The sequence below is a fragment of the Streptomyces sp. NPDC020192 genome, from assembly GCF_044388685.1.
Lineage (GTDB): Bacteria > Actinomycetota > Actinomycetes > Streptomycetales > Streptomycetaceae > Streptomyces.
The window spans coordinates 189,929-201,284 of the sequence record NZ_JBIRXG010000018.1 but is presented as its reverse complement, the minus strand read 5'-3'; the positions used below and the strand labels follow the sequence as shown (position 1 = coordinate 201,284).

The 11,356-nt window shown below is 72.2% G+C and carries 10 protein-coding genes, 1 tRNA gene and 2 pseudogenes; 3 read left to right on the top strand and 10 right to left on the bottom strand.

Going from position 1 to position 11,356, the window contains the following annotated elements:
- The 6 genes and pseudogenes from ACH47Z_RS31105 to ACH47Z_RS31080 all read right to left on the bottom strand — a co-directional run.
- Positions 1-282, bottom strand: a pseudogene (locus ACH47Z_RS31105) (ABC transporter permease); the annotation flags it as partial.
- Positions 282-1,285, bottom strand: a pseudogene (locus ACH47Z_RS31100) (substrate-binding domain-containing protein). The pseudogenes ACH47Z_RS31105 and ACH47Z_RS31100, both read right to left, overlap by 1 nt.
- 298 nt (positions 1,286-1,583) lie before the next feature.
- On the bottom strand, positions 1,584-2,330 hold the full coding sequence (locus ACH47Z_RS31095; protein ID WP_399079552.1) for a sulfite exporter TauE/SafE family protein: 747 nt from the start codon (positions 2,328-2,330) through the stop codon (positions 1,584-1,586).
- The gene (locus ACH47Z_RS31090; protein ID WP_399079550.1) at positions 2,327-2,716 is read right to left on the bottom strand and encodes a rhodanese-like domain-containing protein; all 390 of its coding nucleotides are present in this window, start codon (positions 2,714-2,716) and stop codon (positions 2,327-2,329) included. Before ACH47Z_RS31090 ends, ACH47Z_RS31095 begins: the two co-directional genes overlap by 4 nt.
- A gap of 53 nt (positions 2,717-2,769) precedes the next feature.
- Positions 2,770-4,131 carry a rhodanese-like domain-containing protein gene (locus ACH47Z_RS31085; protein WP_399079582.1) on the bottom strand — a complete coding sequence of 454 codons (1,362 nt, stop codon included), beginning with the start codon at positions 4,129-4,131 and terminating at the stop codon, positions 2,770-2,772.
- A 78-nt stretch (positions 4,132-4,209) separates the two neighbouring features.
- Complete coding sequence (locus ACH47Z_RS31080; RefSeq protein WP_399079548.1) at positions 4,210-5,049, bottom strand: GntR family transcriptional regulator; 840 nt, start codon at positions 5,047-5,049, stop codon at positions 4,210-4,212.
- Positions 5,050-5,129: 80 nt separating this feature from the next.
- On the opposite strand from ACH47Z_RS31080, the gene ACH47Z_RS31075 reads away from it, so the two are divergent.
- From ACH47Z_RS31075 to ACH47Z_RS31065, 3 genes are all read left to right on the top strand, one after another.
- On the top strand, positions 5,130-6,335 hold the full coding sequence (locus ACH47Z_RS31075; protein ID WP_399079546.1) for an FAD/NAD(P)-binding oxidoreductase: 1,206 nt from the start codon (positions 5,130-5,132) through the stop codon (positions 6,333-6,335).
- Between the two features lie 47 nt (positions 6,336-6,382).
- Positions 6,383-7,312, top strand: a complete 930-nt coding sequence (locus tag ACH47Z_RS31070) for a LysR family transcriptional regulator (protein WP_399079543.1) — start codon at positions 6,383-6,385, stop codon at positions 7,310-7,312.
- Positions 7,313-7,448: 136 nt separating this feature from the next.
- On the top strand, positions 7,449-8,363 hold the full coding sequence (locus ACH47Z_RS31065) for a sigma-70 family RNA polymerase sigma factor (RefSeq protein ID WP_399079541.1): 915 nt from the start codon (positions 7,449-7,451) through the stop codon (positions 8,361-8,363).
- 6 nt (positions 8,364-8,369) lie between these two features.
- Here the strand turns inward: ACH47Z_RS31065 and ACH47Z_RS31060 are convergent, their stop codons facing one another.
- From ACH47Z_RS31060 to ACH47Z_RS31045, 4 genes are all read right to left on the bottom strand, one after another.
- Positions 8,370-9,110: an SDR family oxidoreductase gene (locus ACH47Z_RS31060; protein ID WP_399079539.1), complete on the bottom strand. Its 741-nt coding sequence runs from the start codon at positions 9,108-9,110 to the stop codon at positions 8,370-8,372.
- Positions 9,111-9,224: 114 nt separating this feature from the next.
- Positions 9,225-9,299: transfer RNA gene (locus ACH47Z_RS31055), tRNA-Leu, on the bottom strand.
- Positions 9,300-9,358: 59 nt separating this feature from the next.
- Complete coding sequence (locus ACH47Z_RS31050) at positions 9,359-10,201, bottom strand: LLM class flavin-dependent oxidoreductase (protein WP_399079537.1); 843 nt, start codon at positions 10,199-10,201, stop codon at positions 9,359-9,361.
- A gap of 57 nt (positions 10,202-10,258) precedes the next feature.
- On the bottom strand, positions 10,259-11,281 hold the full coding sequence (locus ACH47Z_RS31045) for an aldo/keto reductase (RefSeq protein ID WP_399079535.1): 1,023 nt from the start codon (positions 11,279-11,281) through the stop codon (positions 10,259-10,261).
- Between the last annotated feature and the right edge of the window lie 75 nt (positions 11,282-11,356).

Below are 11,356 nucleotides of genomic sequence, written 5' to 3'. Positions count from 1 at the left end.
GTCGAACTCGCCACCGATCATCAGCAGGGCCACCGGAAGAGCCATGATGCCGATGGTCGAGGACTGGTAGAGGATCGTGGCCATCGAGCTGCCCTCGCGGACCGAGGGCGCGGCGATCAGGAAGAAGACCAGTACGGCGGCGGCGCCGAGGAGGACGCCCACTTCGGGGCGGGCCAACAGCCGCAGCGCCAGCGGGCGTTCGGAGGTGCGGCCGTCGGTCTGCTGCGGGCCGGGGGCCGGCGGTGCGGTCACCGCCGGCTCGGCATGCCGGGCCGTACTCATCAGCGGGTGCCCTTCGCGGCGAACTCGGCGACCTGGTCGACGTTGGACTTGTCGACGAAGGCCGGACCGGTCAGCACGGGCGCGGTGCTACCTCCGCTGACGTTGCCGTTGTACTTGTAGAGCCACAGGGCGTCCACGGCGAGGTAGCCCTGCAGATACGGCTGCTGGTCGACCGCGAACTCCACGGACCCGGTCTGCACGGCCTTGACCAGGTCCTTGTTGAGGTCGAAGGTCGCGATCTTGGCCTTGCTGCCCGCATCGCCCACCGACTGCACGGCGGTCAGGGCGATGGGCGCGCCGAGGGTGACGACCTGGTCGATGGAGGAGTCCTGCTTGAGCTTGGCGGTGATCGTGGACTTCACGGACGGCATGTCGGTGCCGTTGACGTAGATGGTGTCCGTCGTGCCGCTGAAGCCCTTCTTCAGGCCGGCGCAGCGGGCCTCCAGGGCAACCTGTCCCTGCTCCTGGATCACGCAGAGCGCGTGCTTGGCGCCCAGCTGGTTGAGGCGCTGACCGAAGGCCTGGCCGGCGATGTTCTCGTCCTGGCCGAAGTACTCGAGCATGCCGAGCTTCTTCCAGCCGCTGACACCGGAGTTGAAGCCGACGACCGGGATACCGGCCGCCTTGGCCTTGGCCACGACGTCCTTCATCGCCTCGGGCTTGGCGGCGGTGAGCGCGATGCCGTCCACCTTCTGGTCGATGGCGTTCTGCACCAGGTTCGCCTGGTTGCCCGCGTTCGGGTCGGACGAGTAGACGAGCTTGATGTTGTCCTTCGCGGAGCGGCCTGGGCGCCCTTGCGGATCAGGTCCCAGAAGGTGTCACCGGGAGAGGCGTGCGTGACCATGGCCACGGTCATCCGCGGGGTGGTGGCCTTGCCGGCGGAGACCGTCGCGCCGCCTTCCTCGGACTTCTTGCCGCCATGGCTGCTGGAACAGCCCGCGGCGAACAGGGCGCCGACGACAACCGTGGCGGTCAAAATGGCGGCTCGGCGGTTTCTGTGCATGTCCCTTGCACCTCACTGTGCTCATCAGAGTAGGAAAAAGTGGGATTTCTGTCGTGACAAGGAGGCCTCGTTCGTCCTGGCGAGGCATGCGTGTTGTCGGGGAGCGCCGTGTGCGGCGGAGGGGTTGTGTGGGCGACAGCCTGGGGTGTTGTGCCGCTTGTCGAGGCACTAGAGCGCTTCACTAGCGCGATCTAGTGACCCGCACTATGAAGCGCCCCTTGGGTGATGTCAATAGGTTTGTCAGGACGTCCCAACAAGCGGGGGCGCTTCCCGTGGACCGGCCGCCGCCGATCCGCCGTCAGAGCACCGCGTCGACGAACATGGAAACGGCCACGGCCAGCAGTGCCACGGCGAAGGCCCGTTGCAGTGTGCTTCCCTTCAGCTTCGCCGCCAGCCGCCTGCCGTCCCAGGCCCCCAGGACCGCGGCGCCGGCGAAGGGGGCGACGACCGTCCAGTCCAGGTGGTCCACGGTGCCACCGCGCAGCCCGAGCGCTGCCAGGGAGTTGACGGTGATGACCAGCAGGCTGGTGCCCACCGCTTCGCGCATGCGAAGTCCGAGGACGCTCACGAGGGCCGGTACGGCGAGGAAGCCTCCGCCCACTCCGAGGACTCCGGTCACCGCGCCGAGTCCGGCGCCGGCCGCTGCCGCGTGCCCGGGCCTGGTCTCCCGCACGGCGTCGTCCGCCCGGCCCGGCCGGAGCATGCGCACCGCCGCGACCGCGGCGACCGTCGCGAAGCCCGCCGACAGGGCGCCCGCCGGGAGGTTCGCGGCCAGGGCGGAGCCCAGCATCGCCGGGCCGGTCCCGGCCGCCGCGAAGAGCAGCCCCGTGCGCCAGCGGACATGGCCGTGACGGGCGTGCGCGGTCAGGGCGGTCGCCGAGGTGAGGGCCACGATGACGAGTCCGGCCGTCGTGGCCGCCACGGGGGTGAAGCCGAGCAGATAGATCAGGGCGGGTACGGCCAGGACACTGCCACCGCCGCCGAGCGCGCCGAGGGACAGTCCGATCACGGCGCCGGCCGCGAGGGCGAGGATCAGGGCGGTCACGCGACCGTACCGCGCAGGCCCCGCGAGTCGACCACCGGCAGCCCGGCCTCCGCCCAGTCCCGCATCCCGCCGATCACGTCGACGGCCTCGACACCGTGGGTGCTCAGCATGCCGGCGGCCGTCCGGGACCGGTTGCCCGAGCGGCAGATCACGACCAGGCGCCGCCCCTGGGCCTCGGGAGGCAGCGGCACCCCTTCGCAGAGCCGGGTGAGGGAGAGGTGTACGGCTCCGGGCGCATGGCCCGCGTCCCACTCGTCCCGTTCCCGCACGTCCAGCAGGACGGACGTACCTGCGGGGCGGCCGGCTCCGCCCGCGACGCCGTACCCGGTGCGTTCGGCCGCTTCCGTCACGGTGATCCGGCCGGTGCCGGACGGGGATGTCTGCATGGGCGGTCCTCGCCTCCGGTGGGGTGGTGGGTCGATCCGGTCTCCGGGCGGGCTCAGGCGGTACGCAGGGGTAGTCCCGCCGCCTCGGCCACGGTGAAGGAGTCGTCCACCGCGACGACGTCCCGGCCCGCCGCGTCCAGCAGCGAGGCGGCGATGGCGGCGCGCATGCCGCCCGCGCAGTGCACCCACACCTCACCGGGCGGTACCTCGCCCAGGCGCCGGTGCAGGGTGTGCAGCGGGATGTGGACGGAGCCCTCGACGCATCCGGCGGCCCGCTCGGCGGCACGCCGTACGTCCAGCACGACCAGACCCTGCGCCGGGTGCCGTGCGGCGAGGTCCGCGAAGCCGGCCCGGGGGAAGGCGGCCAGGGCTGCGCCCTCGCTCGTCCAGGCCGACGGGCCGCCGGCGGCCGCGGCGGCCGGGCGGTCGATGCCGACGCGCACCAACTCGCGCTGTGCGGCGGCCAGTTGCCTGGCCGACTCGGCCAGGAGTGTGACCGGCTTGCCCCAGGGGATCAACCAGGCCAGGTAGGTGGCGAGTTGGCCGTCGGCCTCGAAGTTGTAGGTGCCGGCGACATGTCCTTCGGCGAACGCGATCCGGCTGCGCAGGTCCACCACCCACTCCCCCGCGGCCAGGCGCGCCGCGATCTCCTCGGCGTCGGCCGGCGCGGGCGCGGTGAGGTCGACCGGGGCCGGTCCGGCGGAGTTGGCGGGGCCCATGTGGGCGTAGTACGCGGGGATGTCGTCGAGGCCCGCGAGCATGCGGGTGATGAAGGTGTCGGATTCCTGGGTGAGCGCGTCGTTCGACGCCTTCTCCTTGCCGATGGTGGTCTCGTCGCCCCCGGTACGGCCGGCGGAGCAGAAGCTGCCGAATCCGTGGGTGGGCAACACGCGGGCGGTGTCGGGAAGTTCGGCGGCGAGGCGGTGCGCGGAGGCGTGCTGGGCGCGGGCGAGGCTCCCGGTCAGGCGGGGCTCGACCAGGTCGGGACGGCCGACAGTGCCGATCAGCAGCGAGCCTCCGGTGAACACGGCGACCGCCGTGCCGTTCTCCTCGAGGGCGTACGCGGTGTGGTGCGGGGTGTGCCCGGGTGTCGCCAGCGCCCGCAGGGCGAGGCCGGCGTCGATGGCCGTGCGGTCGCCGTCGTGCACGGGTGTCCGGGCGAAGGACACGGTGGCCCCGGCCGGCACGAGATAGGCGGCGCCCGTGAGCCGGGCGAGTTCCAGGCCGCCGGTCACGTAGTCGTTGTGGATGTGGGTCTCGACGACCTGCGAGATGCGCACGCCCCTGCGGGCCGCGGCCGCCAGCACGCGGTCGACGTCGCGCGGCGGGTCGACGGCCACGGCCGTACGCGCACCGCCCGCCAGGTAACCGCGGTTGCCGAGCCCCGCCACCTCGATCGTGTCGACGAAGACCATCTCAGACATTCCCTCCACTCGGACCCACCCGTCACGAGGACGCGAGGACGACGGACCCACCCTCCCGGTACCGCCTGGTCACCGCACCGCGTCGAGCCGCCGTACGCTCCGGCCCGAGCGCGTGAACCGGTCTCCCGCCGGGTCGAGGCGGTAGCCGGCCCGTGCGTCGAACTGGGCCACGACGCTGAACCGGTCGCCGCGGACGAGGGTGGTGCGCCACTCGACCGGGCGGCCGTGCGTGCGGCCGAGCCGCTCGACGGAGAACGCGGCCACGCCCTCGGGCAGGTCGAGCAGCCTCTGTTCGGCGGCGGTCGGGACGACGGCCTTGATGCGTTCCTCGCCGCCGACCAGGCGCAGGCCGCACCGGTCGGCGAGTTCGTCATAGAGCGCCGTATGGCCGAAGTCGGCGTCGAGCAGCGCGCGGGCGTCCGAGGCCGGCAGCCACACCTTGTCGTGGGCCAGCGGTTCGCCGTCGGCCAGCCGGATGCGCTCCAGATACAGCAGCGGCGTCGACTCCTCCAGCCCCAGACGCACCGCCACATGCGCGTCCGCGCGGATGTCGAGGGTGCGGACGATGCTGCGCTGTTCGAGCCCCGCCGCCTCGACCGAGGCGAACAGGCTGTAGAGGGCGCCGACGGGCTGCTCTATGACGGCCTCGCCGACCGGGCGCGGCCGGCGTCCCTTCGCCGCAGTGACCAGGCCCGCCTCCCGCAGCTCGCGCAGGGCCTCGCGGACGGTGTGCCGGCTGACCCCGTACCGGGCGGTCAGCTCGTTCTCGCCGGGGAAGGAGTCGGTGAACTCGCCCTGCTCCAGCCGGGTCCTGAGGTCGTCACGCACATGACGCCACAGCGGAGTCCCGCCCCGGCCCGCCCGGGGGCGCGCGCCCCGGCCGGCCGGGGCCGCGGGTTCCTCACCCATGATCCCATCCCTTGTGTACGTACATTTGGAGAACTAATGTACGTACATTAGCTCGGACGGACGCGAAGGGGAAGGCGTACATGACCATCGACGCTCACCACAAGGTCCTGATCGTGGGCGGGGGAAGTGCCGGCGTCAGCGTGGCGGCCCGGCTGTTGCGCCTCGGCATCCGCGACATCGGGCTCCTCGAGCCCTCCGCCACGCACTACTACCAGCCGCTGTGGACCCTGGTCGGCGGCGGGCGGGCCGGCGTTCGGGCGAGCGCCCGCCCCCAGCGGTCGGTGTTACCGAGGGGCGTCTCCTGGATCCGCGCCCACGCCGAGAGCGTGGACCCCGACGGGCGGACGGTCGGCACCGCCGACGGACGGACCCTCGGCTACGACCGGCTCGTCGTCTGCCCGGGAATCCAGCTCGACTGGGACAAGGTGCCCGGCATGGCACAGGCCGTCGCCGCGCCGCACACCTCCAGCAACTACACCTACGAACTGGCGCCCAAGACCTGGGACTTGATCCGCTCCCTGCGCTCGGGCACGGCCGTGTTCACCATGCCGGCCGGGCCGATCAAGTGCGGTGGGGCGCCCCAGAAGATCGCCTATCTCGCCGCGGACCACTGGCGCGAGCGGGGCGTGCTGAAGGACATCCGGGTGGTGCTGGTGCTGCCCACGCCGGGGATGTTCGGCGTTCCCGTGTTCGCCGCAGAGCTGGAGCGGGTCGCGGCCCGCTACGGCATCGAGGTGCGCAGGAACAGCGAGCTGGTCGAGGTGGACCCGGACGGCCGCGACGCGCTCGTCGTCGACCACACCTCCGGCGCCGAGGAGTCGATCCGCTTCGACATGATGCACCTCGTGCCCCCTCAGTCGGCGCCCGACTGGCTCAAGGCGAGTCCACTGGCCGGTCCGGCGGACCCCGGCGGCTATGTCGAGATCGACCAGCACACCCTGCGGCATGTGCGCCACCCCGAGATCTTCGCCCTCGGCGACGCCGGTTCGTCGCCCAACTCCAAGACCGGGGCCGCGATCCGCAAACAGGCACCGGTCGTCGCCCGGAACGTCGCCGCCAGCCTGGCGGGCGCCGGACCGCTGCCCGCCTCGTACGACGGTTACTCCTCCTGCCCGATCACCACGTCACGGCACCGCATGCTGCTGGCCGAGTTCGACTACACCCTGCGACACCGCCCCACCTTCCCCCTCATCGACACGACCCACGAGCGCCGGGACATGTGGTACCTCAAGCGGTACGGCCTGCCGTTCCTCTACTGGAACCTGATGCTGCGCGGCCGCGCCTGAGACCGGCCGGCCCGAACGGCCGTACGCGGGCGGTTAGCATGCAGCGCGTGGATCTCGACGCTGTGCGCACCTTCGTGGCCGTCGCCGACGCGGGGCGGTTCCAGGACGCCGCCGCCGAGCTGTCGGTCACCCAGCAGGCCGTCTCCAAGCGCGTCGCCGCGCTGGAGAAGGCGCTCGGCGTACGGCTGTTCACGCGCACCGCGCGCGGCGCGGAGCTCACCATCGACGGCCAGGCGTTCCTGCCCCACGCCCACGAACTCCTGCGGGCCGAGGAGCGGGCGGTCGCCTCTGTCCGTCCCGGCCGTCGCGCGCTGCGCGTCGACGTCATCGGCCGCCGGCTCGGCCCGGCCGACGTGCTGCGCGACTTCCACCGCGCGCACCCCGAGACCGAGCTCGACGTCGTGACCCTCCCGGACGTCGACACGGCCGTCGAGGCCATCCGGTCCGGCGCCATCGACGCGTCCTTCCGCGCCGTCACCATGCCCGGCCGGCGCCTCCCGGACGACATCGGAGCCGTCCGCGCCTTCGACGAGGCCATCCAGCTGCTCACCGGACCGTCCCATCCGCTCGCCACCGCCCGCGCGGTCACCCCCGCCGACATCGCCGGGCACCGGATCTGGATGCCCGGCCTCGTCCCCGGCAGCGAGTCGACCGCCTACTACGACGCCCTCGCCGCCGCGTTCGGGCTCACCATCGAGATCACCGGCCCCGACTTCGGCGCGGAGCCGCTGCTGGACGCCATCGCCGACTCCCGGTCCCTGGCCACGTTCGTCGCCGACCGCGTCCGCCTTGTCTGGCCCGCCGACCACGGACTGCGCCGGATCGCCCTGCGCGACCCGGAGCCGGTCTACCGGCACTCGCTCCTGTGGCACCGCGACAACCCGCACCCGGCGCTTCCCGCGCTGCGCGCCCACCTCCGCTCCGGGCGGTTCGACCACTCCGACGCCGAGACCTGGACCCCCGCCTGGGCACACTGACCTCAGGGGCCGCTGCCCGTCGGGCCTCCCGGTTCTCGTGGCGCGGCCGCCGTAGGATCACCCGGCGAGCGGGCCTTTGCGCGCCGGAGCCACGCCCGGCCGGGCCCGAGGGTCGCCTGCGAAAGGCATCGGCAGCATGGACGAGCGAGGGCCGCTCACCGACGAAGCGCTGGACGAGGCGGCGGAGGCGTTCCAGCGGCTGCGCCCGCGGCTGTTCGGCATCGCCTACCGCGTCCTGGGCAGCGTGTCCGAGGCCGAGGACGTGGTGCAGGACGTGTGGGTGCGCTGGCAGGGCACCGACCGGAGCACGGTGCTGGATCCCGGTGCCTTCCTGGCGAAGACCACCACACGGCTGGCGATCAACGTGGCCCAGTCGGCCCGGGTGCGCCGGGAGGCCTACGTCGGGCCGTGGCTGCCGGAGCCCGTGGACACCAGCGTGGATCCGCAGGTCGGCGCGGAGCGCGGCGAGGCGCTGGAGCTGGCCGTGCTGCTGGTCCTGCAGAAGCTGAATCCCGTGGAGCGAGCCGCCTATGTGCTGCGGGAGGCGTTCGAGTACGCCTACGACGAGATCGCCGGGATCCTGCAGCTGACCCAGGCCAACACCCGGCAGATCGTCAGCCGGGCCCGCAAGCGGCTCGCCGCCGAACGCCGTGACCCCGTCGACACGGCCCACCACCGGCGCCTGCTCGACGCCTTCGTGGCCGCCGCGCGCCACGGGGACATCGCCGCGCTCGAGAACGTGCTCTCGGCCGACGTCGTCTCCTACGCCGACGGCAGCGGCATGCGCGGCGTGGCACGGCTGGAGGTCGCGGGGCCCGAGCGGGTGGCCCGGATCACCGCGTTCGCCCAGAGGTTCTTCCCCGGGGCCGAGTACGGCGTGGCCGAGGCGAACGGCCGGCCCGTCCTGCTGCTCACGCGGGACGGGGCCGCCGTCGCCCTGGTCACCGTCACCGTGGGACCGAACGGCATCGACCGCCTCTACTGGATACTGACGCCCGAGAAGCTGAGGGCGTACGAGCGGTCGGCACACCGGTTCACCGGGCGGCCGTAGCGCCGGTCAGTGGCGCGCCAGCCACTCCTCGTAGCGGGTGGCCGCGAGGTGCGCCGTGGCGTCGCCGATGAGCACCCCGTCGGGCATGCCCGCGAACGGACTCGCGGTCTCGTCGGTGACGACGTGCCGGCCGTCCGGCTTCACCTCCAGGGTGATCTCGCCGAGCCGGTCGAGGCGCTGGACTTCGGGGCCCGCGATGTTCCGTACGCCGTACGACGGTTCGCCCTGTGCCGCCCCGGCGACGGCGGCGGCGACATCGGCGGAGGCCATCGGACGCAGCCGCAGGGAGGGCAGGTGCACCTCCGTGCCCTGGGTGGTCATGTCCATCACCGGGGCGATGAACTCGAAGAACTGCGTCGCGCGCACGATGCTGTAGGGGACACCGGAGCCGCGTACGGCGTCCTCCTGGGCGACCTTGGCCCGGTAGTAGCCGTAGTCGGGCACCTGGTCGACGCCGACGATGGAGAGCGCGACGTGATGCCGCACGCCCGCCTCCTTCTCGGCCTCGGCCTGGTTGCGCATCGAGCGCGTGAAGAAGTCCAGCGCCGCCTCCGTCTCGAACGACGGCGAGTTCGACACGTCCACGACCACGTCCGCGCCCTTGACGGCCGACGCCAGCCCCTCCCCGCTCAGGATGTCGACACCCGTCGAGGGGGAGGCCGGCACGGCCTCATGACCACGGTCCCGCAACAGCGCCACCACCTGCGATCCGATGAGCCCCGTACCGCCGACGACCACGATCTTCATCACTGTCTCCGTTCGCTGATTCCGGTGCGCAGGGCGCGCACAGCAGAAGGACAGGACAGGTGCCGGATCTGTGACAGCCGGGGAGGCCGCAGGGCCACGGGAGTGGGGAAGAGGGGCGGGGCGGTCGGATTCGAACCGACGTCCTCCGAGATGTTGTCGCGGCGCACTACCTCTGTGCTACGACCCCGCCTTGCCGGTGATCATACACACGGCCGCGCAGCGGGCACCGACGACAAAAGCCCATGAACTCAGGCCGACTTGACGATGAGTTCGTCCGCAGCCCACCGTGCGACGCCGTCCGGATACGGCGCCGGCAGGCCGAGCACGATGTGCCGGAAGCCGGCGTCGAGGGCTTCGGCGATCGCGGCCCGGGTGGTGCCGGGGTCGTCGTAGGAGACGGGCAGGTGGATCGAGCGGGTGAGCGTGGCGGGGTCGCGACCGGTCTCGGTGCAGTAGCGGTCCAGCAGGGCGCTGCGGCGGACGGCGTCCTCGATGTCGCCGCCCGGGATGTTCCAGAGGTCGGCGTGCTCGGCCGCCACGCGCAGGGTCGCTGCGGAACGGCCGCCGACGAGGATCGGCGGATGGGGGCGCTGTACCGGTTTGGGGTTGGCGAACGCCCCCGTGAGCCGGTGGTGGGTGCCGTGGAAGTCGAAGGGGTCGGGCTCCGTCCACAGCCGGCGGATCAGCGTGCAGGCCTCGGCGAGGCTCTCGACGGCCTGTGCGGGGTCGGTGAAGGGCAGTCCGTGGGCTGGGTATTCGCGGTGGGCCTCGGGCGGGTGCGGTCGCGAGCCGACGCCGATGCCGAAGTCGAGCCGGCCGCCGGAGACGACGTCGACCGTCGTGGCGATCTTGGCCAGCATCGCGGGCGGCCGGAACCGGTTGCTGGTCACCAGCAGGCCGAGCCGCAGCCGGCGCGTCTGTGCGGCCAGCGCCGCGAGCAGTGTCCAGCCTTCGTGGATCGGGCCGTTCGGGTCGCCGGCGATCGGCATGAGGTGGTCGAACAGCCACGCGTGCTCGATCTCGGGGATCGCGTCCGCCTCGCGCCAGACCCGCAGGACGTCGTCGTACGACACCTGCATGGGGGCGGTCATGATCCCGAAGCGGGGTCGGGGTGTGGGTGCCAAGGGGTGCCTCGTGAATCGTGGGCGTCAGCGGCGCCGGCGCAGTGCCGGGTCCAGCAGCGCGGGCGGGGTGTCGAACTTCTCGTGCGGGGCCAGGTCGGTGCCCGGGGCCACGATCGCGTCGACGGCGTCGAGGACGTCGGCGGACAACACGGTGTCGGCGGCGGCGAGTTGCGCGTGCAGGTGGTCCAGTGTGCGGGGGCCGATGAGCGCGCTGGTCACGGCGGGATGGGCGGTGACGAAGCCGAGCGCGAGCTGGATCATCGTCAGGCCGGCCTCGTCCGCGACCTTCGCCAGCTTCTCGACGGCGTCGAGCCTGGCGCGGTTGGCGGGGAGGGTGGTGTCGAAGCGCTGTGGCATGAACGCCGAGCGGTGGGTGGTGATGTCCTGGCCCGCGCGGACGGCACCCGACAGCCAGCCCGAGGCCAGCGGGCTCCACACCAGCACCCCGAGCCCGTACTCCTCGGCCACCGGCAGTACATGGGCCTCGATGCCGCGCTGCAGGAGGGAGTAGCTGGGCTGTTCGGTGACGTAGCGGCTCAAGCGGTGCTCGCGGGCGGCCCATTGGGCCTGCACGATGCGGTACGCCGGGAAGGTCGAGGAGCCGAAGTGGCGGATCTTTCCGGCGCGTTGCAGATCGGTCAGGGCCGACAGCGTCTCCTCGTCGCTGGTGTTCGGGTCCCAGCGGTGGATCTGGTAGAGGTCGACGTGGTCGACGCCGAGCCGGCGCAGGCTGTCGTCCAGTGCGGTGACCAGCCAGCGGCGTGAACTGCCCCGGTGGTTGCGTTCGTCGCCCATCGGCATGGTCGCCTTCGTGGCCAGCACGATGTCGTCACGGCGGCCGGCGATGGCCTTGCCGACCATCTCCTCCGACTCGCCGGCGCCGTACATGTCGGCGGTGTCGATGACGTTGATCCCGGCTTCCAGGGCGGCGTCGACGAGGGCGGTGGCCTCGTCCTGGGTGGTGCGCCCGATCGCGCCGAAGTTCATGGCGCCGAGCGCGAGGGTGCTGACCTGTACGCCGGTGCGGCCCAGGGTGCGGTACTGCATCACCGTTCTCCTCAGTACGATGGACAAACGGAACTGTGTTCCGGAAATGACGATACGGAACACGGTTCCGTTTAG